This window comes from Pseudofrankia inefficax, from assembly GCF_000166135.1.
Classification (GTDB): domain Bacteria; phylum Actinomycetota; class Actinomycetes; order Frankiales; family Frankiaceae; genus Pseudofrankia; species Pseudofrankia inefficax.
The window spans coordinates 5,048,570-5,068,270 of sequence record NC_014666.1 but is presented as its reverse complement, the minus strand read 5'-3'; the positions used below and the strand labels follow the sequence as shown (position 1 = coordinate 5,068,270).

Sequence of the window (19,701 nt, the reverse complement as noted above, 5' to 3'; positions counted from 1 at the left end):
GCGACCCCGCATTTCGCCCTGACATTAGTGCTGGAGAACCGGGGTGAGTCCGTCGTATCTGACGTTGGGAGGTTTGCCACCGCACGCGGTGGATGCGTGGCCGGCATCGATCGCTCTATCTTGGATGCTCGCAAGGAAGGAACGAGGTGGACTGGGGCACACTGGTCGCGACCGCCAGCGGTGCGGTCATCGCGATCGCCGGCACCGTCCTGGCCGATCAGCTGCGTGGCCGACGCGGGCATCCACGACGTGCGCGAGCGGCTGTTCATCGACGCCACCGCGACGGTCGCCTATGGTCTTCGGCTGGGACAGTTGGGACGGCAACGACCGCTGCGAGCTCTGCCGGCCGGCTGCTAGCGGCGCCTGACCGGGGCAGGTCTACCCCGCGCGGGGAACGGCAGGCCGCTACGTGAGACGCTCGGCGAGTTGGCCGAACGGGCAGGGCTCGACCTCGCGGCCTTCCCGGCGCGGCATCCCGTCAGGGCCGAGCCGCGGCTCGAGAACGACCGTCCGCCCGTTGACGAGCACGTCGGGCCAAGTGGTGTTGAGATCGTCCATGACGTGGTCCTGGAGCGTCGAGGCGATCTCGACGGCGACACCCGCTGGGGTGTCCGCGACGCCGTCGATGCGCTGGAAGCAGCTGGCCGCTCCATCCTCCCGAGGACCTCGCGATGTCACGTCGGCAGGCTGACACGCGGAAGTGATCGGCGGGTGCGTGTACCTGGAGTATCTTGTCCGATGCCGATGATCGGCGCTGCTTGCAATGCGGGGGACGGCCATGGCTTTCGGTATCGAATGTTGATCAGGGCGACGCCCAGAGCGGGAACGACCCCGTCTCGAAGCGAGGTCAGTCGTTCTGCTTTTCTCGGTCGAGGATGTGGGCCGCGGTGCCTCCCATGATAATAGCCGCCTCGAATGACACGCTGGCAACATTGAATTCGGTTGCGAGTTTCGCGAGTCAGATCGTACAGGTTTTGGCTATTTCTGTCGGCGGATTCTGGGGTTACTTCAAGTTCATCCGAGGAAGAACATTCTCCAGTCGTACAAGAGTTTCAATCGACGGATCGGTCATCGAGACTGCCGGCGGCTACGCTGTTCGCGCCGTAGTGGAACTCAACAATGTGGGCCTCGTGCGTCTGCCGCTGGGTATGCGGATAGTGACGCTGTCAGTCGCGAGCCGGCCGGCGGTCGACGGAGCAAACTTGCAGTGGCGCCAGGTGCTCCTGACTCAGACGCTGACGGGTCACGACTGGTTGGAGGGGCAGGAGGTTGTCAAAGAAGAGGAGCTACTTCCCATTCCGAATCACTGCCTGGACTCCGTGCGAGATTCGGGTGCCGTCAAGCTGAGGAGTGAGATCTGGTCGAAGAAAGGATTCCGCTGGACCGCGACAACGGTTATCGACGTATCATCCGTAATAGCGTGATCTCTTCTTCGAGACCTACCAGGGGGAGGATTTAGGGCCGGTGGACATTTTTGCGGGAGGGACATCGCAGGGTCGACCTCCGGATATTGAACGGCTCAATACTCAGCAGGCAATTGATAGACAGCAAGACATCGACATGGCTCGGGACGTCGCCCACCTCGAGGTTCGCCGGCCAGAAGTCGAGGTGTCCAGAATCTACGGCAGGATCAAGTCTTTTCAAGTCGAAGACGGCGCTCTGTGGCTCAGTCTTGAGTGGATCTCGCGTGGGCCACATGAGTGGTGGGCGAAGGGCGATATTTCCTATGAGGCGCGAGGATCCAGGATCCTTGGGGCTGCCAACCTGGAGGTTGGCGACTTTGTCTCGTTCGAGGACGACATTCGCATCCCGCTTCGGGATAGAATCATAAGAAACCATACGAAAGAAATGTTGATATGCGTCATGGCCTATGGTGAGGAGGGGGTTTCCCGCGGATCGTCGAACGGCGAGTGGCGGCTCTGAGCTGACGATCGTTCCGACATCTCGGGCGTCCGATTTCCTGTTCGAAACAGGCCCTGAAGTGGCGGCTTGCGGAACATGATCTCGCCACCGCGGGCAGTCCCGCGCCTCGGACACCGACGGTCATCGGCCTGCCTAACGCAGTGTCCAGAGCGAGACCGTGTCGTCCGTGCTGCCGGCGGCGAGGGTGTGGCCGTCCGGGGAGAACGCCACCGAGTTGACGCCGCTGTGGGGGCCGGTGACGGGTTGGCCGAGGGGCGTGAGGCTTGCCGGGTCGGTGACGTTCCACAGCCAGACTTCGTCGTCGCCGCTGCCGGCGGCAAGGGTGTGGCCGTCGGGGGAGAATGCCACCGAGTTCACGGTCGGAGCGTAGGAAGGCACACGGAGCGAAATGGGGCGGGTGGGGTCGGCGACGTTCCAGAGCCAGACGCTGGCGCCTGAGCCAGCGGCGAGCCTCTGGCCGTCCGGGGAGAATGCCACCGAGCGCACCTGACCGGTCGGGCCGGTGAGGGGCCGGCCGAGGGGCGTGGGGCTTGCCGGGTTGGTGACATTCCACAGGCCGACCGTGTCCTGCGAACCTGCGGCGAGGGTGCGGCCGTCTGGGGAGAACGCCACCGAGAACACCACTCCATTGGGGAGGGGCTGGCCGAGGGGCGCGGGGCGGGCCGGGTTGGTCACGTCGCACAGCCAGACCGTGCCGTCCGCGCTGCCGCCGGCGAGGGTGTGGCCGTCCGGGGAGAACGCTACTGAATACACGTCCCTGGTCGGGCCGGTCAGCGGTTGGCCGAGGGGGACCTGGGTGGACGCCACCGACCGCGGCGGTGCGTTGGTGGGGAGTGGCGACTGCCAGAGCCGGACGGTGGAGAGGCCGGCGGCGGCGAGGGCGTGGCCATCCGGGGAGAATGCCACCGAGAACGCTGAGCCGGTGTGGCCGGCGAGCGGGTCGAGGGCGGTGGGGTTGGCCGGGTTGCTGACGTTCCAGAGCCAGACCTTGTCGTCGGAGCTGCCGGCGGCGAGGGTGTGCCCGTCCGGGGAGAACGCCACCGAGGCAACGGCATCGCTCGGGCCGATCAGCGGGGTGCCGAGAGGCGTGGGGCTGGTTGGGTTGGTGACGCTCCACAGCCAGACGGCGTCGTCCGAGCCACCGAGGGCGAGGGTGTGTCCGTTCGGCGAGAACGCCACCGAGGTCACGGCACCGGCGGGGCCGTCGAGCGGGTTGAGGGGTGTGGGGCGGGCCGGGTTGGTGACGTTCCACCGCCAGACTCGGGTGTCGGCGCTGCCGGCGGCGAGAGTCCTGCCGTCCGGAGCGAACGCTACCGAGGTCACGCTGTGGACGGGGCCGGTGAGGGGTGTGCCGAGGGGCCTGGCGCGGGCGGCTTCGGTGACGTCCCAGAGTTGGACCGTGGCATCAAGGCCGCCGGCGGCGAGGGTGTGGCCGTTGGGGGAGAACGCCACCGAGTTCACGGCATCGGTCGGGCCTGCGCGCGGTTGGCCGAAGGGCGTGGGGTTGGCGGGGCCGACGAGGGGTTGGCCGAGCGGGGTCGGGCCGGCCGGGTTGCTGACGTTCCACAGCCGAACCGTGTTGTTGCCGCCGCCCGCGGCGAGAGTGTGACCGTTCGGCGAGAACGCCACCGAGGTCACGTTGTCGGTGGCGCCGGCCGGGGAGAACTCCACCGCTTGCACCCCCGGTGCGTTCGCGGGGGGGCGCGTTCCGATAGGCGGACGACGTGGTGCAGGCCGCGGTGACGGCGATCGCGACAGCGGTGATCCGTCGTAGGCGGCGGGCCGTTGGTATTCCGACCACAGCTCCTCCGTCATGACGACGCGACCGTGTGGTTCCCGCCTGGAGGCGACGGATCTGTGCGGGACCGTATAACACCCGATGTGTTGATGGAGGCGTCTGGCCGAGCCGGTGAGTTTCCGAGGGATCGGGGAGGCCGACGTCCTCGCGGAGCAGCAGGCGACCAACGGCCGTGCCGACGGTGCTCGTCGGACCCGCGCTTCCGCCGCGATGGCGGGTGAATGCGCCCTAGGATCGGCGTACGGGGTTCGTGGCACGCCCGGAGGCGTCCAGTGACAGAGTCTCCTGTAACAGAGTCGTTGTACGAGCACGCGGGCGGGGACGAGGGCCTGCACCGGCTGGAGGAGCTGTTCTACGCGAAGGCACTGGCCGACCCGGTGCTGCGGGCGCTGTTTACCGAGCGGGTGCCGACCCACGTCGACCATCTGACGTGGTTCACCGCGGAGTCGTTCGGCGGAGCTGATCGTTTCACCAGGCAGCTCGGCTTCCGGTACCTCATCGACGTGCATCGCGGCCTGAAGATCAGTGACGAGCAGCGGGAAAGGTTCGTCGCCACCTATCTCGAGGCGCTGGACGAGGCCGGGATGCCAGACGACGCGCCGTTCCGGCGGGCGTTCCGCGAGCATGTCGAATTCGGAGCCCACGTCGCGCAGCAGAACTCCCACGCCGTCACCGATGCCGAGCTGCACCCCATCCGCGAGGTCCCGGCCTGGAACTGGCCGAAGGACTGACAACCCGTCCCAGTGATCGCCGTTTCGGCCCTCCAGCGGTCGTAACCAGGTCTGTTTCGCGACCACCAGAGGGCGGAAACGGCGATCAAGGTTTGCCCTCGGGAAGGTCCTAGGAGAGGCGGGTGACTGCGTCGGCGGTGTCGAGGTCGACGTAGGCGGCGGCGTAGCGCTGGGCCAGCGGGATGGAGACCTCGGGGCGCTGCCAGGTGTCGGCGGACGCGGTTGCCAGCCAGATGGCGAGGCCGTGGGCGGCCGAGGCCCGGTAGCGCAGCCAGATGTCGTCACGCGTCGGCCGTTCGTCGGCCGGAAGCTGGAGGGCCTGGTGGTACTCGTCGATGAGGGTGGCCTCGTGGGTGCGGCGGTCCTCGGACGTCAACGCGCTTTGGAGGAAGTAGCCCAGGTCGATGACGTGGTTTCCTCGGCGCAGTACCTGCCAGTCGAGGAATCCGGCGCGGTTCCCTGGAAGCGTGTAGGTGTTGCCGATGTGGGCGTCGCCGTGGAGCAACGTCTGGGATCCGGCCGTGAGCGTGCCGATGTAGCGCGCCCACACCTGTTCGATCTCGGCGGCGGTGAGCGACCTGATCTCGGCGGGGACGGTGTCGGCCACCCGCCGCAGGCCGGCCTCGATGCCTCTCATGCCCTTCCACGCGGTGAAGGGCGCGACCCAGTCCAGGTCCAGGGGATCGAGACGGTGGCCCCAGAAGGCGCCGTGTAAGTGGGCGAGGCTGCGGACGCCGTCGGCGGCCTGCTCGGGAGTCATCGGCGTCGTCGCGTCCCGCGGTCGCGCACCGCGCAGGGTGATGTCCTCCATGACGAGGATGAAGTTGAGCGTCGGTTCGTCCATGGCCGCGTGGTAGACGGCGGGGTGCTCGACCGGTAGCGACACGGTGCCGCCGAACAGCCGTGCCTCGTTGAAGACCCCGCCGGTCAGCGCGTTGAGCTCGGCATGGGCCGGGTCGGCCGCCTTCACGAACACGGCGGGCGGGCCGCCGTCACCGGCGTAGGACAGGGCGAAGCGGGCCCGCCGGTTGGTCCCGTCGTCACGGGTCACGAGGTCCACCGAACGCACCTTCACGCCGGGGAAGGCGGTCGCGAGCACGGCGGTCATCCACTCCGCGGTGACCCCGTCCCAGTCCGGAGGTATCCGAAGATCCGGGGTGGGCGCGTCGTTCATGGGCTATCCCCTCAGGCGCGGAATGCGATCACTATCGACATGCCGCCGGATGCCACAGGACACAGGCCGACCGCCGCGGCAGCCACGAGGCGATCTCGGGCCGGCCGGTCGGCGCCGCGCACGGTCAGCGCACCCGATTTCATGTCAAGCGCACCCGATTTCATGTCAGCCGAGACCCTGACATGAATGGGTCTGACTGTCCAGCGTCAGCTCCGGGGACCCCGGTCCTCACGGATCGCGTCACGCAGGACGCGGATGACCCAGGTAATCGCGGCGATGGCGTCCTGCGGCTGCATGCCCCACTCGGTCACCAGCTGCTCGAACGACACCACGCTCCAGAGCACGTCGAGCATCGCCGCCGCCGCCCGCACCTCGGGCTCGGCCCAGGCGGCCGAGGCGGCGACCGCGCGCAGCAGCGCCTCTCGTTGCCGCTCCCGGGCGGCGACGACCGTCGGGTCACGTTGCTGCCGTTCCTTCACCGGGAACGACGCGACGTACTCGAGGACCCTGGCGGTGAAGCCTTCCACCGTGTCCAGCGTCATCGCGTCGAGGTCGACATCCACGTCCTCGGCGGTGCGTGCCAGCACGGCATCCCGCAGCGCACGCTCGGTCGGGAAGTGCCGGTAGACCGTGCGCTCGGTCACCTCCGCCCGATGGGCGACGGCGGGGACGGTCAGCGGCTGCCAGTTCCAGATCGGATAGCGGTGGAGCAGTTCCACACCGGCCGCGAGAATGCGCTCCCGTGTCTCAGCGGCGCCTTCACGCCGCCGGCTGCTGTCGTAGGCGCGCCGCGGCCGACCGGGGTCAGTCATGGCGCGAGGCTACGGCCCCGGACTCCCTGGCCGCCGCGTGCACCAGAGGACCTGCACGTAGTGCCCCGTCAGGCGTCGGCCAGTGAGGCGGCGCGGCGGAGGTCCTCCGGCGTCGCCGGGACCTGCATGACCAGCAGAAGGTCCGGGTATTCGACGGGCCGCAGCTGGTAGACGTCCAGGGCGATCCGGCCGGCGGCGGGGTGGTCGACGAGAATGGTCGCCGGCCTGAAATCGCGGATCGGATAGCCGCTCCACCACTGGGCGAACTCCGGACTTTCGCTGGTCAGCGCGCCGACCAACTCCACGAACCGGGGGTCGCCCGGGCTTCGCCCCACGGCCGCGCGGAACTGGCTCAGCACGGCGCGGGCGGCTGCTTCCCAGGACGGCATCCGGGCGCGGTTCTCCTGGTCGGTGAACATCATCCACAGCAGGTTGCGCCGGTCGTCCGGCATCGCGGCGGGGTCGTGCCTGATCCGAACGTAGGGCGAGTTCCAGGCGATGAAGTCGAAATAGCGGTCGAACATGACGGACGCGTTCGGCGCGGTCGAGTCGACGAGGCGCTGGACCCTGGGCTCGATGGCGTCGATCGCGGTCCGTGCCGGCGGCACCGGCAGGCCGGCCAGGACGCGCAGGTGGCGGTGCTGGTCGACGTCGAGGAGCAGCGCGCGGGCCAGCGCGTCCACGACCTGCGCGGAGGCCGCGATCGGGCGGCCCTGCTCCAGCCAGGTGTACCAGGTGATCGAGAGCCCGGCCAGCTCGGCGACCTCCTCGCGGCGCAGGCCGGGTATCCGCCGGTGGCCCAGGCCGTCCGGCAGGCCGACGTCCCCGGGCCGCAGGCTCGCCCGCCGCGCGCGCAGGAAGGTGGCCAGTTCGGCGCGGTCCATAGATCCTCGTTCCCTCACTGTCCAGGGGAGCTGAGTAGCAGCATTCCCACCAGGTTGTCGGCCGTGCCCGTGGCTAGCGTGACGCCCCATGGATGATCACAAGGAATCGGTACTCGTCATCGGCGCGACCGGCCAGCAGGGCGGGGCGGTCGCTCGGGCGCTGCTGGCCCGCGGGCGCACGGTGCACGCGTTGGTCCGTGACCCCGACCGAACCGGCGCGCGGGAGCTTCAGGCGGCGGGGGCTCGGTTGGTCGTGGGGGATCTGGACGACCTGGCGTCGGTGCGCGCGGCGGTGACCGGCGTCGGCCGCGTCTTCCTGATGCTGACCAGCGTGACCTCGGGAACGGTGAACCTGGCCGACGTCGAGGCCGAGGTGCGGCGCGGAAAGGCCGTCGCCGACCTGGCGGCGGAGGCCGGCGTCACGCACCTCGTGTACAGCTCGGTCGCCGGCGCGGACCAGAACACGGGAATCCCTCACCTGGAGAGCAAGGGACAGATCGAGACGCACATCCGGAAGCTGGGCCTGCCGGCGACCGTCCTTCGGCCGGTGTTCTTCATGGAGAACTTCACCACCGTCACCCGACCGGTGCTGGCCGACGGCGGGCTGGTCGTCGCGCTGGCCCTGCGCCCGACCAGCGAGCTGCCGCTGATCTCGATCCCCGACATCGGCGAGTTCGCGGCCCTGGCGTTCGAGCGTCCCGATACGTTTCTCGGGCAGACCCTCGTGATCGCGGGTGACCGGCTGTCCGCGGCGGCGATGGCCGAACGGTTCGGCGAGGCGGCCGGGATTCCGGCGCGTTTCCGCCAGACGCCGATCGAGCAGCTGCGCGCCTTCGACCAGGAGGTCGCGAAGATGTTCGACTGGTTCGATTCCGGCGAGATGGAAAGCCCCGACCTGCCTGCCCTGCGCGCACTGCACCCCGAGGTCAGGACGCTGGCTGCGTGGCTGCGCTCGACCGGCTGGCGTCCTTAGGACGCGTCAGCGGCGTTACAGCGTTGTCAGCCAGTCCACGAGGAGCCGGTTGACCTCGTCGGCTCGTTCCTGCTGAAGCCAGTGGCCGCAGCCGGGGAGAATGTGACTGCCGCGCAGGCCGGGCAGGGTGTCGGGGAAGCGGGCGATGGCCCGGCTTCCCCACAGGGCCGGGGCATCCTTCTCCCCGGCGATGAACAGCGACGGCACCCGGATGGGCGCGCCTCGCCACGGCTGAAGGTCCCGCCAGTCCCGGTCCACGTTGCGGTAGCGGTTGAGGGCCCCCCGGAATCCGGTCCGCTCGAACTCCTCGACGTAGAACGCGAGGTCGTCCTCGGTGAGCCAGTCCGGGAGCCGGTGGGGAACGGGAAAACTGTCCCGCAGCATTCCTCCGGGCGCGACGGTGCCGGCCGTGTGCCCGTCGGGCGTCGACGTGAACCCGTCAGCCGACGACGCGACATAGCCGCCGAGCAGCCAGGACCGCACGTCGAGCTCGATCTCCCGCTCGGCCCGTCCCGGCTCCTGGAAGTAGTTTATGTAGAACTCGTGGTCCGGGCCGGCCAGCCTTCCCATCTCGGCGAAGGCCTCGGTGGGCCGCCGCCCGCCCGGGGGGCTGTACGGGACGCTGAGCAGCGCTACGGCGGTGAAGATGTCCGGTCGCAACAGGGCCGAGTGGGCGGCGATCGGCGCTCCCCAGTCGTGGCCGACGATGACCGCCGGCGAGCCCCGGCCGGCGAGCCCCTCGACCACCCCGAGGTTGTCGTTGACGTGCTGGAGCATCCCGTACGCCTCGACCTCGAGGGGAGCGGAGGACCGCCCGTACCCTCGGACGTCGATCGCCACGGCCCGGAAGCCGGCCTCGGCGACCGCCGGCAACTGGTGACGCCACGAGTACCACGACTCGGGGAACCCGTGGACGAAGAGCACCAACGGGCCGGAGCCTTCCTCGACGCAGTGGATCCGCGTCCCGCGGGCGTCGACGACCTGATGCCTCACGGGCCCGAACGATAGGTCAACGACCCGCGCTCGCGCATCCCTCTCCCGGGCGATTCCCGGTCCGGCTGAGAATTGGCTCCGCGCGCCAGGGCGATGCACGCCGCCGAGATTCGTGTTTCCGGCCCCGGACAGCCGCGGCGCACCGTCCGGAGCCGCGGGGCGGAACTTCCTCGGTCCGTAAGGTGCGGCCCGGGCCGTTCACGGCCAGGAGCGACCTAGCGTGATTCGACGTGAACCCGTTGACCAGGCCGTTGCCGCCACCACCGGAGACCCTGCGGCGCGGCCCGCTGCGGGAGGGCGCCTTCCCCAGCAGGCTGCACGATCCTCGGGTCGCCTCGCTGCTGGGCATCTGGCTGGGGGTCGCTTTCACGACCTGCTTCGTCACCGGGCTCGTCTCACATTTCATGCAGCATCCGGCGCCGTGGCTGCGATGGCCGTCGCGTCCGGTCAACCTGTACCGGTTCACGCAGGGGCTGCACGTCGCGACGGGCCTGGCGACGGTGCCGCTGCTGCTGGCGAAGCTGTGGACCGTCGCGCCGTTGTTCTGGAAATGGCCGCCGCTGCGCAGTGTGGCCGGCGCCCTGGAACGGCTGTCCATCGTCCCGCTGATCGGGGGAGCGCTCTTCCAGCTCTCGACCGGGATCGCGAACATCGCGCAGTGGTACCCGTTCCGGTTCTTTTTCACGGTCGCTCATTACTGGGGCGCGTGGGTGACGATGGGCGCGCTGTTCCTCCACGTCGGCGCGAAGATCGTGGTCGTCCGGGCCAACGTCGGTCCGGGCCGGGAGGCCCGCGCGGCGCAGGCGCTCCGTGCCGGGACGACCGACCGGATCAGCACCCCCGAGCCACCCGGCGGCGGCCTGTCTCGTCGCGGGCTGTTGGCGGCCGTGACCGCCGCGTCGGGGGTCATCACCGTCGTCACGGTCGGCCAGTCGGTCCCCGGGCTGTCCGACCTGGCGGTGCTCGCCCCGCGCAGGCCCGACCTCGGCCCGCAGCGCCTCCCGGTCAACAAGACGGCGGCCGCCGCCCGGGTGCTGACGGCGGCCCGTGACCCGGCGTACACGCTGGAGGTCGTCGGGCCCCGCCCGTTCACCCTGAGCCTCGCCGCCCTGCTGGCGCTGCCGCACGTCACCTCGCACCTGCCCATCACCTGTGTGGAGGGCTGGTCGGCGGACGGCACCTGGACGGGAGTGCCGTTGCGAGCCCTGCTGGACCAGGCGGAGATCCCGCACGGGCGCAGCGTCCAGGTGGAGTCGCTGGAGTCCGGCGGGCCATACCGGCTCAGCGAGGTGAACCCGTCCCACGCCCGCGATCCGCTCACTCTGATCGCGACAGGCCTGCACGGCGAGCCGCTCGCGCTCGACCACGGCTACCCGGCCCGGCTGATCGCCCCCAACAGGCCCGGCGTCCTGCAGACCAAGTGGATCCACCGCATCGTGATGCTGCCGTGAGCGCCCCGGAGCCGTCGACCGACCAGCCGGGCCCCAGCAGTGCCGTCACCGGGCGCGGTTCCCCCGGCCGGGCGGTGCGGACGGCGCAGGCGGCGTTCGTCCTGATCGGCCTGGCCGGACTGGTCTACGGCGTGCACGGCGCGCTCGGGGCCCATCGGCTCAGCAACCCGTCCTACTCGCTGAAATGGGCGATGGTCGCGATCGTGCTCCACGACGCCGTCCTCATCCCTGCGCTCGCGGTCATCGGCTGGCTGCTCGCGCGGCTCCTACCCGCGCCCTACCGGGCCGTCACGCAGGCCGCCCTGTTCGTCAGCGGCAGCGTGGCGTTGATGTCGCTCCCGCTCTGGCGGGGCTACACCAGCGATCCGGGCAACCCGACCGTCGATCCGCTGCCCTACGGCCGCAACCTGTTGATCGTCCTCGCGGCCGTCTGGGTCGCCGCCGCGGCCGCCATGGTCGTCCTGGCTCGCCGGCGCGCGCCGGAATCGGCCACGGAACCGGAGCAGGACGGCCCGACGGCGTGACCGGCGGCCATCCGAACCGGCCGCCGGCCGGAGGTCCTTACGGGGCGGTGAACGATCGCCGCGCCCGCCCGATGGCGGCCTAACCTGGACCGATGGCGCGGGTGCTGATTGTCGACGACGATCCGACGGTCGCCGACGTGCTGAGCCGCTACCTGCAACGGGCCGGCTACGAGGTCGACCTGGCCGCCGACGGCCACGCCGCCCTCGCCACCGCGGCCGCCACCCGGCCTGACCTGGTGGTCCTCGACCTGATGCTGCCCGGACTGAACGGCCTGGAGGTGTGCCGGCGGCTGCGGGAGACAGGGTCGGTTCCGGTGGTGATGCTGACCGCGCTGGGCGCCGAGCATGACCGCATCGTCGGACTGGAGCACGGCGCGGACGACTACGTGACCAAGCCGTTCTCCCCCCGGGAGCTCACGTTGCGGGTCCAGTCGGTGCTGCGCCGGGCCGCCGGGCCGCCCACCTCCACGGCCGGTGGAGTGATCGACGTCGGCCCGTTCACCGTCGATCTCCCGGCCCGGGAGGTGCGGGGTGAGAACGGCACGATCTCGCTGACGGTCCGCGAGTTCGACCTGCTGGCCTACCTGGTCCGCCATCCGCGCCGGGCGTTCTCCCGGCCTGAGCTGATGGAGGCGGTCTGGGGCTGGTCCTACGGCGACCAGTCGACGGTCACCGTCCACATCCGCCGGCTGCGGGAGAAGCTGGAGGCCGATCCCTCGTCGCCGTCGATCCTGGTGACCGTCTGGGGCGTCGGTTACCGCTACGAGCCGCCCGGTCCGGTGACGGCGGCGTGACCGCGTAACCAGCTCAACTGGTTTAAGAATTCTCTACTGATCAGACGTCCACAGATCTCCGCCCGCGCGGATACTCGCGGACGCGCGGCGGGAAATTCTCGAAATTATGGACGGGCCACCCATCCCGCTGGGTGTGGGTTCCGAATCTCTCTCGTAGTCCCACGATGAGGAGAGAGAAATGCGCGTGCGATACCTGGCCACCTCCGCGGTCCTCGCCGGTTCCCTCACGGTCGGCCTCGCGGCCTGCGGTAGCAGCAGCGGTTCCGGGGCGTCCCCCGCCCGGGCCACCTCGTCGAGTCCGACCCCGGCGGCGACGATCGCCAGCGTCAACGGGGTCGACACGGCGGTCGCCGTCGAGCCGGCGACGCTGGCCGCGCTGAAGAGTCTCGGCGTGGCGGTAGCTCCGTCCGGAACCGGCACTCTCACCTCCCAGTACGGACCGACCCTGGTCTTCCCGATCACCGGCGGCAACGTGACGATCTATCCCAAGGGGCAGGTCTCGCCCTACGTCCAGGGGATTCTTCACCACGACGGCAGCGGCCTGACGTTCACCGGAAACGGCAAGACCCTCACGGTCGACAATTTCGACGTCAATCCGGGCACGTCGCTGCTGACCGCCGAGGTCGTGCAGATGAACAACGCGCGGGTCCCGCTGTTCAACCTGGACGGCACCGACCTGTCCATCACGAAGGACGCGCAGGGCCGGGCGAAGCTCGACGGGACGAAGGTCGAGCTCACCAGCACGGCCGCCGGCGCGCTGAACTCGACGTTCGGCGTCACCGCGTTCGAGGCCGGCATGCTGATCGGCATCGCGCACATCACCGCGAGCTGACCTTCCCGCACGACACCACCTCGCGCCGCGGGGGCGGGCCGACGAACCCGGCGCCTCGCCCCCGTCGCGGAGGACCTCCAGGCGGCCACCGACGGACGGCCGCGACGCGGGACCGTTGGGAGCAGCCGCATGAACGTGCTGACCGCCGCCGTCCTCCTGCTCGGCGCGGCCGGAGTCGTGGTGGCCGCCCGGACTCTGCGCCGTCGTGGCGCGGAGCTGCGCCTCGTCCACGACGGGGCCCGCGTCGTCGGCCAGCCCGGCTACCGGCTCCTGCGGTCCCGGACGAGCACCGAGCTGGCCCGGCTCGCCGAGGCTCTCGACACCGCGCATCTGCGGACCCTCGACGCGGTCGCGCGGAAGGCGGACGCCGATCGACGGCACCGGCGTGAGGTCACCCGTGCCGGGCGCGACCTGCGCGTTCGCCTGGACACGCTGCGGGCGGCGGTCTTCGCCGTGACGGCTGCCGCCGCCGACGGGCCGGCGCCGGCGCCGGCGCCCTGTGGCTACGAACGGGTGGCCGCCGCGGCCGCCGACCTCGCCGGCCTCGTCGACGTGCTGCTGGAGGCCAGCTGCAGGTCGCTGGACTCAGGCGCGTAGCGGGTCGCGGGCGAAGGCGGTCATCCCCGCCTCGAAGGTCGTCGCCGGCTGGTAGCCGAGCAGGGCGCGGGCCCGGTCGCTGGAGGCGACGATGTGCCGGACGTCGCCGATGCGGTACTGCCCGGTGACGCGGGGGAGCGGCCCGCCGAAGGCGCCGGCCAGCGCACCCGCCATCTCGCCCACGGTGTGAGCCTGCCCCGAGCCGACGTTGACCGGGACGAGCCGGCCGGGCTCGGGGCTGTGCTCCAGCGCCGCCAGGTTGGCGGCCGCGACGTCGTGGACATGGACGAAGTCGCGCAGCTGGCCGCCGTCCTCGAAGACCCGGGGCGCCTCGCCTCGCTCCAGGGCGCTGCGGAACAGCGAGGCGACCCCGGCGTAGGGGGTGTTCCGCGGCATCCGCGGCCCGTAGACGTTGTGGTAGCGCAGCGCCACGGCCGTGCCGCCGCAGGCCGCCGCCCAGGCGGCGGCGAGGTGTTCCTGCGCGACCTTGGTGGCCGCGTAGACGTTTCTCGGGTCGAGCGGCGCGCCCTCGGTGACGGGGGTCGACCGCAGCGGCGCGCCGCACCGCGGGCAGGGCGGCTCGAACCGCCCGTTGTCCAGGTCCGTCCGCCGGCGCGCACCGGGGCGCACCGGGCCGTCGGTCGCGCAGCGGAAGCCGCCTTCGCCGTAGACGACCATCGAGCTGGCGAGCACGAGGCGCCCGACGCCCCGGCGGGCCATCGCCGCGAGCAGGACCGCGGTACCGAGATCGTTGTGGGTGGCGTAGAGCGGAAGGTCGTCCAGATCCACCCCGAGGCCGACCATGGCCGCCTGGTGGCAGACCGCGTCCACCCCGTCGAGCGCGGCCTCCACGGCGGACCGGTCGGTCACGTCGCCCGCGCGGAACTCCGCCGCGTCGTTGACCTCGGGTCTCACCCGGTGGACGGCCGGCAGCAGCGCGTCGAGCACCCGGACCTGATGACCCGCTTCGACCAGCGCGTCGACGATGTGGGAACCGATGAAGCCGGCGCCGCCGGTGACGAGGACCTGCATGTCCGCGACGCTAGTGGCCCGCGGGCGCGCTGGATCTTACGAGCCGCGGAAGCCTGCTCAGGGAGACAGGAGCCTGCCGCGGCCGGGACGGCTCAGGCCGCGGGGAGGGCGACGACGAACCGGCAGCCGCCGTGCTGGTTGTGGACGGTGACATCGCCGCCGTGCGCCTCCACGATGCCCCGGACGATCGCCAGCCCGATGCCGGACCGCACCCTGGGCTGGTGCGGGTGATCGCCCCCGTCGCCGGGGGTGCGCGCGGTCTCCCCGCGGAAGCCGAGGTCGAACAGCCGGGGCAGGTCCTCGGCGGGGATCCCGCCGCACCGGTCCGCGACCGCGACGATCGCCCGGCTGGCGTCGAGCTGGCCCGGCGGGCCGCCGCCCGGCACTCCGTGCTCCCACCCGACCCTGACCTCGACGGTGCCGTCGTCCGGGGTGTGCCGGACGGCGTTGACCAGCAGGTTGATCAGTGCCCGGCTGACCTGGGCCGCGTCCGCGTCGACGTAGACCGCGTCGTCCGTGTCGCCGGTGACGGTGACCCTCCTGGCGCGGGCGATCGGGTCGACCGTCGCGACGGCGTCGGACACGATGTCGGCGAGGCAGACCTTCTCCAGCGCCAGTTCGAGAGCTCCGGCCTGGAGGCGGGCGAGCTCGAACAGGTCGTCGACCATGCCGGTCAGCCGTTCGGCGTCGGCGAGCATCTGCCGGTGGTAGCGCTCCGTCGTCTCGACGTCCGAGACCAGGCCGTCCGCCAGCGCCTCCGCGGTGGCCCTGATGCCGGCGAGCGGAGTCCGCAGATCGTGGCTGATCCAGGCCACCAGCTCGCGTCGACTGGCCTCCAGCGCGCGCTCGCGGCCCCGCGACTCCACCAGCCGCAGGTGCGTCGCGTCGAGCGTGTCCGCGAGGGTGGTCAGCTCGGCGGTCGGGAGCCGCCCGGCGTGCCGGTACACCGGCTCGCCCAGCGTGTCCGCCGAGCGGGTCAGCAGACTGGTGGCCGCGACGAGCGGACGGCCGAGACCGACCGCCACGGCCGCGGCGACCACGGCGGACACGGCGACGACGATCAGCACGACCCGCAGGTCGTGGTGCGAGAGGAACATGGCGCGCGCCGTACCGATTACCCCGGCCGCGACCGCCAGGACGGGAACGACGCACAGCACGGCGGCCGTCGCCCAGAGCGGGCGGGCGCGCAGCAGCCGAAGCAACGGAACGCCGGTCAGCGCGGCCACCGCGGAGCAGGCCAGGGCGATCGCCACGACCTGCAGGTCCGGGCTCATGCCGATGTCTCCCCTCCGACCGGGCCGTTGGCTCTGCCCGCGAACGGCCCGGGGCCAGCCCCGCACGATCCGGGAGGCCCCGTGCGGCCGCCATGGCCGACGATGGCCCACCGCCACGATAGGCCGCCGCTGCCCGACCCGGCCGGTGCCGGGCGAGCCGTCACAGGTTCGTAAGAACGCCCGCGTCAGTTCGGGTGCGGCGGCTCGGCGCCGGCCGGAGTTCTCCATTCGGTAAGGGTCGATGTTGGCGGACCGTCACTAGAGTCGCGCTCATGATCACGCAATGTCACCAGGTGGCCGGGTCGGTGGACGTCGTGCTGCCCTGCCTGAACGAGGCCGAGGCGTTGCCCTGGGTTCTTGACCGGATACCTCCCGGCTACCGAGCCATCGTCGCGGACAACGGGTCCAGCGACGGCTCGGCCGGGCTGGCCCGCGCGCGGGGCGCCCTCGTCGTCGACGTGCCGCGGCGCGGCTACGGGGCGGCCGTCCAGGCCGGCCTGCTCGCGGCGGACGCTGACGTGGTCTGTGTCTGCGACGCCGACGCCTCCCTCGATCCCGGGCAGTTGCCCGGGCTCGTCGCCGAGCTGACCAGCGGGCGCGCGGACCTCGTCCTGGGCCGGCGCCGGCCCACGTCCGCGCGCGCCTGGCCGCCGCATGCCCGGCTGGGTAACGCCGTGGTCGCCCAGCGGCTGCGCCGCCGCGGCGTCCCGGTCCGCGACCTCGGCCCGATGCGGGCCGCCCGCCGCGCGGAGCTGCTCGGCCTGCCGGTGGCGGACCGCCGCTTCGGCTACCCGCTGGAACTGCTGCTGCGCGCCGCGCAGGCGGGCTGGCGCATCGCCGAGACGGACGTCGACTACCACCCCAGGGTCGGGCGCTCCAAGGTGACCGGGACGCCGCTCGGGACGGCCCGCACGGTGCGGGACATGACCGCCGCGCTGGCGAGCCTGCGATGACGACGCGACGGCCGGCGGAGGCCAGGCCGGCGGTGACCGTGCTGGTGGTCGCGAAGGAGCCGGTCCCCGGCCGGGTGAAGACCCGGCTGACGCCGCCGTTCACCCCGGCGCAGGCCGCCGCCGTGGCCGAGGCGGCCATCGCCGACACGTTGACGGCGGTCAGCGGTCTGGCCCGGATTCCCGGCCTCGGAGCGGTCCGGCCGGTCCTGGTCCTGGACGGCGCCGCCGGCCCGTGGCTGCGGGTGCCCGTCGAGGTGGTTCCGCAGGCCGCGGGACCGTTCGACGTTCGGCTCGCCGCCGCCTTCGACGCCGTCTCCGGCCCGGCGCTCCTGATCGGCATGGATACCCCGCAGGTGACGCCCGCACTGCTCGCCGACGCCTGCCGGGCGCTGGGCCGCGCAGACGCGGTGTTCGGACCGGCCGCCGACGGTGGCTGGTGGGCGCTCGGCCTGCGCCGCCCCGACGGCGGCCTGCTGCGCGGGGTCGCGACCTCCCGGCCGGACACCGGGGCCCGCCAGCGAGACCGGCTGACCCGGGCCGGCCTACGCGTGGCGACGCTGCCGGTTCTGCGCGACGTCGACACCTGCGCCGACGCCGACGCGGTCGCCCGGCTCGTCCCGCACGGCCGTTTCGCCGCCGCCGTGCGCGGCGTGACCGGCGGCGCGACGGCCGCGACCCAGGCCCTGGTCACCCGATGACGGCCGTCACGACCGGGCGCCGGGCGGCCGCCGCCATGCGCGGCCGGCCCGTCGGCGCAGGCACCGCGGTCGCGCTCGACGCCTCGCCGACCGCGCTGTACGAGGAGGCGCTGCGTTCGGCGGACGGCCGGCTGTGGGTGAGCCACTCCGACGGCCAGCGCGACCTGCTGCCCGTGCCGTCCTGGCGTGGTGGGCTCGTCCCCGGCGACGCGTCCCTGCTGCGGCGCTGCGCCGCGCCGACCCTGGACGTCGGCTGCGGCCCGGGCCGGCTGGTCGCCGCCCTGGCCACCCGTGGCGTCCTCACGCTGGGCATCGACGTGGCGCCGTACGCCGTGCGCCTGGCCCGACGGGCGGGCGCGCCCGCACTGTGCCGCGACGTGTTCGACCGGCTGCCCGGGCAGGGACGCTGGTCGAGGCTGCTGCTCGCCGACGGCAACATCGGCATCGGCGGCGACCCCGGCCGCCTGCTCGCCCGGGCCGCCGAGATCCTCAGCGCGACCGGTCAGGCGCTCGTCGAGCTCCAGCCGCCGGCGGTGCCGTCCGGTCGACTGCTCGTCCGCCTCGAAGGGCCGGATGGCCGCGTGTCACGGTCCTTCCCCTGGGCGTTCGTCGGACCTGGGGAGATCCACCACCACGCCTCGGCCGCCGGGCTCCGCGTCGCGGAGACCTGGTCGAGCGCGGGGCGGCACTTCGCGGCCCTGAGCCGGGCGTGAACCTGCCGAGCGTCCTGGGCGGCGCCGAGGCCGACGCCGGCGGCCAGGGTACGACCATGCCGGCGACCGGGCGGGCGGACCGGCCAGGCGGGGGCCGCCTGGCGGCGCTCATCGGCGCCGGCCTCGGGCTCGCCGGGGTGCTCGCCATCCAGGTGGCGGTGCTCCAGCAGCCGGGCTATCTCGTCAGCCGAGCCGCCCTGCTGTACCTGACCATGGCCTGGTGGGCGCTCGGGCTGCTCACGGCGGCGCTGCTCGTCCTCGCGGCTCCCCGCCGGCTGGCCCTCGCGCTGATGCTCGCCGGGACGGTCGCGATCCCCGCCCTGGCACTGACCCACGGGCCTCGGCTGTCCGATGACCTCTACCGGTACGCCTGGGACGGCCGGGTGCAGGCCGCCGGCATCGACCCCTACCGCTACGGCCCGCTCGCGCCCGAGCTCGCGGGGGAGCGCGACGCCTGGCTGTTCCCCGACTCGGCCGGCTGCACCGCGGACCACCCGCGGCCACACTGCACCCGGCTGAACTATCCGCGGGCGCACACCATCTACCCGCCGGTCGCCCAGGCCTACTTCACGGCGGTGCACGTCCTGCCCGGGCCGCCCCGCGAGCACAAGCCGCAGCTCTACGCCTCGCTCGCCTCGCTCGCCCTGGTCGGCATGCTCATGCGCCTGCTGGCGGTCCGTGGCCGGGACCCGCGTCACGCCGCGTTCTACGCGCTGACGCCGCTCGCCGGTATCGACGCCGGCTCCGACGCGCACGTGGACGTCGTCGGCGTGCTCCTGGCGCTCGGGGCCATCGCCGTGCTGGCGCCACCCGTCTCCCGGGCCGGCGGCCTGCCGCCGCCGACCGGCGCTGTCCCGTCCCGTGGACGGCGGTGGCTGGCCGGCGCGCTCCTCGGAGCCGCCGTCGCGGTCAAGCTGTACCCGGCGTTGCTCATCCCGGCGCTGGCCTGGCGGGGACGGCGGTCCCGGCCCGTCAGCGTGCTGTGCGGGACCGGCGCGGTGATCGGGCTGTCGTACCTGCCGCATGTTCTGGCGGTGGGCACCGGCGTGCTGGGCTTCCTCCCGCAGTACCTGAACGTCGAGGGCTACGACCAGGGCAGCCGGTTCCTGCTGCTGGCCGGCCTCGGCCTGCGCGGCACCGCGGCCAAGGCCGTCGCGGTCGCCGTGCTCGCGGCGGTCACGGCCGCGGTGCTGTGCCGCGATCCCGACCGGGTGCCCGTCGAGCGGGCCGCGCTGTGGCTCGTCGGCGCGGCCTTCCTGACGGCCACCCCGGCGCAGCCCTGGTACGGCATCCTGCTGGCCGCTCTCGCCGTTCTCGCTGGCCGGCTGGAGTGGCTCGCCGTGACCGCGGCGGCCTACCCGCTCTACATCTCCCTGTTCGTCAACCTGCCCGGCGACGCCTGGACACTGCGGGTCGGTGCCTACGCCGTGGCCGCGGCCATCGTGCTCGCGGTCGCCGTCAGCCGTTCCGTTCGGCGCGCCGGGCCCGGGGCCGACGTGGGCGTCGCCGTCGGACAGCCGGTCCCGCGGGCCCGGCTCTGAGGTT

The 19,701-nt window shown here is 72.1% G+C and carries 22 protein-coding genes; 14 read left to right on the top strand and 8 right to left on the bottom strand.

Annotated elements, in window-relative coordinates:
• The first annotated feature begins 225 nt into the window (after window positions 1–225).
• Window positions 226–357 carry a hypothetical protein gene (locus tag FRAEUI1C_RS41680; protein ID WP_269724360.1) on the top strand — a complete coding sequence of 44 codons (132 nt, stop codon included), beginning with the start codon at window positions 226–228 and terminating at the stop codon, window positions 355–357.
• Between the two features lie 48 nt (window positions 358–405).
• Here the strand turns inward: FRAEUI1C_RS41680 and FRAEUI1C_RS20685 are convergent, their stop codons facing one another.
• On the bottom strand, window positions 406–678 hold the full coding sequence (locus FRAEUI1C_RS20685) for a hypothetical protein (protein ID WP_041259567.1): 273 nt from the start codon (window positions 676–678) through the stop codon (window positions 406–408).
• A gap of 209 nt (window positions 679–887) precedes the next feature.
• Between FRAEUI1C_RS20685 and FRAEUI1C_RS39670 the strand changes: the two genes are divergently transcribed.
• Window positions 888–1,424, top strand: a complete 537-nt coding sequence (locus FRAEUI1C_RS39670; protein WP_157734995.1) for a hypothetical protein — start codon at window positions 888–890, stop codon at window positions 1,422–1,424.
• A gap of 40 nt (window positions 1,425–1,464) precedes the next feature.
• A complete protein-coding gene (locus FRAEUI1C_RS20675; protein ID WP_157734994.1) occupies window positions 1,465–1,923 on the top strand; it encodes a hypothetical protein in 459 nt (152 codons plus the stop codon).
• Window positions 1,924–2,055: 132 nt separating this feature from the next.
• Here the strand turns inward: FRAEUI1C_RS20675 and FRAEUI1C_RS20670 are convergent, their stop codons facing one another.
• Entirely contained in the window at window positions 2,056–3,594 is a 1,539-nt protein-coding gene (locus FRAEUI1C_RS20670; RefSeq protein WP_013425284.1) for a WD40 repeat domain-containing protein, read from the bottom strand.
• A gap of 399 nt (window positions 3,595–3,993) precedes the next feature.
• Here FRAEUI1C_RS20670 and FRAEUI1C_RS20665 point away from each other — a divergent pair, with 399 nt between their 5' ends.
• On the top strand, window positions 3,994–4,452 hold the full coding sequence (locus FRAEUI1C_RS20665) for a group II truncated hemoglobin (RefSeq protein WP_013425283.1): 459 nt from the start codon (window positions 3,994–3,996) through the stop codon (window positions 4,450–4,452).
• 109 nt (window positions 4,453–4,561) lie between these two features.
• Here FRAEUI1C_RS20665 and FRAEUI1C_RS20660 read toward each other — a convergent pair whose 3' ends face one another.
• The 3 genes from FRAEUI1C_RS20660 to FRAEUI1C_RS20650 all read right to left on the bottom strand — a co-directional run bounded on the left by FRAEUI1C_RS20660 (window position 4,562) and on the right by FRAEUI1C_RS20650 (window position 7,322).
• Window positions 4,562–5,626 (bottom strand): oxidoreductase family protein, encoded by a 1,065-nt coding sequence (locus FRAEUI1C_RS20660; protein ID WP_013425282.1) that lies wholly within the window; start codon window positions 5,624–5,626, stop codon window positions 4,562–4,564.
• Window positions 5,627–5,832: 206 nt separating this feature from the next.
• Window positions 5,833–6,438 carry a TetR/AcrR family transcriptional regulator gene (locus FRAEUI1C_RS20655; protein ID WP_013425281.1) on the bottom strand — a complete coding sequence of 202 codons (606 nt, stop codon included), beginning with the start codon at window positions 6,436–6,438 and terminating at the stop codon, window positions 5,833–5,835.
• A 68-nt stretch (window positions 6,439–6,506) separates the two neighbouring features.
• Entirely contained in the window at window positions 6,507–7,322 is an 816-nt protein-coding gene (locus FRAEUI1C_RS20650) for a helix-turn-helix transcriptional regulator (protein ID WP_013425280.1), read from the bottom strand.
• A gap of 88 nt (window positions 7,323–7,410) precedes the next feature.
• Here FRAEUI1C_RS20650 and FRAEUI1C_RS20645 point away from each other — a divergent pair, with 88 nt between their 5' ends.
• Window positions 7,411–8,295, top strand: a complete 885-nt coding sequence (locus FRAEUI1C_RS20645) for an NmrA/HSCARG family protein (RefSeq protein ID WP_013425279.1) — start codon at window positions 7,411–7,413, stop codon at window positions 8,293–8,295.
• Between the two features lie 15 nt (window positions 8,296–8,310).
• Here FRAEUI1C_RS20645 and FRAEUI1C_RS20640 read toward each other — a convergent pair whose 3' ends face one another.
• Entirely contained in the window at window positions 8,311–9,288 is a 978-nt protein-coding gene (locus FRAEUI1C_RS20640; protein ID WP_013425278.1) for an alpha/beta fold hydrolase, read from the bottom strand.
• 230 nt (window positions 9,289–9,518) lie between these two features.
• Between FRAEUI1C_RS20640 and FRAEUI1C_RS20635 the strand changes: the two genes are divergently transcribed.
• The 5 genes from FRAEUI1C_RS20635 (at window position 9,519) to FRAEUI1C_RS20615 (ending at window position 13,486) form a co-directional block, all read left to right on the top strand.
• Window positions 9,519–10,739 carry a molybdopterin-dependent oxidoreductase gene (locus tag FRAEUI1C_RS20635; RefSeq protein ID WP_013425277.1) on the top strand — a complete coding sequence of 407 codons (1,221 nt, stop codon included), beginning with the start codon at window positions 9,519–9,521 and terminating at the stop codon, window positions 10,737–10,739.
• A complete protein-coding gene (locus tag FRAEUI1C_RS20630) occupies window positions 10,736–11,263 on the top strand; it encodes a hypothetical protein (protein WP_013425276.1) in 528 nt (175 codons plus the stop codon). Before FRAEUI1C_RS20635 ends, FRAEUI1C_RS20630 begins: the two co-directional genes overlap by 4 nt.
• 92 nt (window positions 11,264–11,355) lie before the next feature.
• Window positions 11,356–12,057, top strand: coding sequence for a response regulator transcription factor (locus FRAEUI1C_RS20625; RefSeq protein WP_013425275.1), 702 nt, complete (start codon window positions 11,356–11,358; stop codon window positions 12,055–12,057).
• Window positions 12,058–12,235: 178 nt separating this feature from the next.
• Window positions 12,236–12,889: a hypothetical protein gene (locus tag FRAEUI1C_RS20620; RefSeq protein WP_013425274.1), complete on the top strand. Its 654-nt coding sequence runs from the start codon at window positions 12,236–12,238 to the stop codon at window positions 12,887–12,889.
• 129 nt (window positions 12,890–13,018) lie between these two features.
• Window positions 13,019–13,486, top strand: a complete 468-nt coding sequence (locus FRAEUI1C_RS20615) for a hypothetical protein (protein WP_013425273.1) — start codon at window positions 13,019–13,021, stop codon at window positions 13,484–13,486.
• On the opposite strand, the gene FRAEUI1C_RS20610 is transcribed toward FRAEUI1C_RS20615, so the two are convergent.
• A complete protein-coding gene (locus FRAEUI1C_RS20610) occupies window positions 13,475–14,518 on the bottom strand; it encodes an NAD-dependent epimerase/dehydratase family protein (protein WP_013425272.1) in 1,044 nt (347 codons plus the stop codon). The genes FRAEUI1C_RS20615 and FRAEUI1C_RS20610 overlap by 12 nt on opposite strands.
• A 92-nt stretch (window positions 14,519–14,610) precedes the next feature.
• Complete coding sequence (locus FRAEUI1C_RS20605; RefSeq protein ID WP_013425271.1) at window positions 14,611–15,792, bottom strand: sensor histidine kinase; 1,182 nt, start codon at window positions 15,790–15,792, stop codon at window positions 14,611–14,613.
• Between the two features lie 272 nt (window positions 15,793–16,064).
• On the opposite strand from FRAEUI1C_RS20605, the gene FRAEUI1C_RS20600 reads away from it, so the two are divergent.
• The 4 genes from FRAEUI1C_RS20600 to FRAEUI1C_RS20585 are packed head-to-tail and all read left to right on the top strand — an operon-like array spanning window position 16,065 to window position 19,697.
• Window positions 16,065–16,745, top strand: coding sequence for a glycosyltransferase family 2 protein (locus tag FRAEUI1C_RS20600; RefSeq protein ID WP_013425270.1), 681 nt, complete (start codon window positions 16,065–16,067; stop codon window positions 16,743–16,745).
• Window positions 16,742–17,443, top strand: coding sequence for a TIGR04282 family arsenosugar biosynthesis glycosyltransferase (locus FRAEUI1C_RS20595; protein ID WP_013425269.1), 702 nt, complete (start codon window positions 16,742–16,744; stop codon window positions 17,441–17,443). The genes FRAEUI1C_RS20600 and FRAEUI1C_RS20595 overlap by 4 nt, the downstream gene beginning before the upstream one ends.
• The gene (locus FRAEUI1C_RS20590) at window positions 17,440–18,156 is read left to right on the top strand and encodes a class I SAM-dependent methyltransferase (protein ID WP_013425268.1); all 717 of its coding nucleotides are present in this window, start codon (window positions 17,440–17,442) and stop codon (window positions 18,154–18,156) included. Before FRAEUI1C_RS20595 ends, FRAEUI1C_RS20590 begins: the two co-directional genes overlap by 4 nt.
• Window positions 18,153–19,697 carry a glycosyltransferase 87 family protein gene (locus FRAEUI1C_RS20585; RefSeq protein ID WP_013425267.1) on the top strand — a complete coding sequence of 515 codons (1,545 nt, stop codon included), beginning with the start codon at window positions 18,153–18,155 and terminating at the stop codon, window positions 19,695–19,697. Before FRAEUI1C_RS20590 ends, FRAEUI1C_RS20585 begins: the two co-directional genes overlap by 4 nt.
• Window positions 19,698–19,701: the final 4 nt, after the last annotated feature.

Coding starts and splice junctions, on each gene's coding strand:
- FRAEUI1C_RS20615 (WP_013425273.1), top strand. CDS start 13,019: ATGAACGTGCTGACCGCCGCCGTCCTCCTGCTCGGCGCGGCCGGAGTC.
- FRAEUI1C_RS20600 (WP_013425270.1), top strand. CDS start 16,065: ATGATCACGCAATGTCACCAGGTGGCCGGGTCGGTGGACGTCGTGCTG.
- FRAEUI1C_RS20590 (WP_013425268.1), top strand. CDS start 17,440: ATGACGGCCGTCACGACCGGGCGCCGGGCGGCCGCCGCCATGCGCGGC.
- FRAEUI1C_RS20650 (WP_013425280.1), bottom strand. CDS start 7,322: ATGGACCGCGCCGAACTGGCCACCTTCCTGCGCGCGCGGCGGGCGAGC.
- FRAEUI1C_RS20655 (WP_013425281.1), bottom strand. CDS start 6,438: ATGACTGACCCCGGTCGGCCGCGGCGCGCCTACGACAGCAGCCGGCGG.
- FRAEUI1C_RS20595 (WP_013425269.1), top strand. CDS start 16,742: ATGACGACGCGACGGCCGGCGGAGGCCAGGCCGGCGGTGACCGTGCTG.
- FRAEUI1C_RS20645 (WP_013425279.1), top strand. CDS start 7,411: ATGGATGATCACAAGGAATCGGTACTCGTCATCGGCGCGACCGGCCAG.
- FRAEUI1C_RS20625 (WP_013425275.1), top strand. CDS start 11,356: ATGGCGCGGGTGCTGATTGTCGACGACGATCCGACGGTCGCCGACGTG.
- FRAEUI1C_RS20620 (WP_013425274.1), top strand. CDS start 12,236: ATGCGCGTGCGATACCTGGCCACCTCCGCGGTCCTCGCCGGTTCCCTC.
- FRAEUI1C_RS20610 (WP_013425272.1), bottom strand. CDS start 14,518: ATGCAGGTCCTCGTCACCGGCGGCGCCGGCTTCATCGGTTCCCACATC.
- FRAEUI1C_RS20660 (WP_013425282.1), bottom strand. CDS start 5,626: ATGAACGACGCGCCCACCCCGGATCTTCGGATACCTCCGGACTGGGAC.
- FRAEUI1C_RS20605 (WP_013425271.1), bottom strand. CDS start 15,792: ATGAGCCCGGACCTGCAGGTCGTGGCGATCGCCCTGGCCTGCTCCGCG.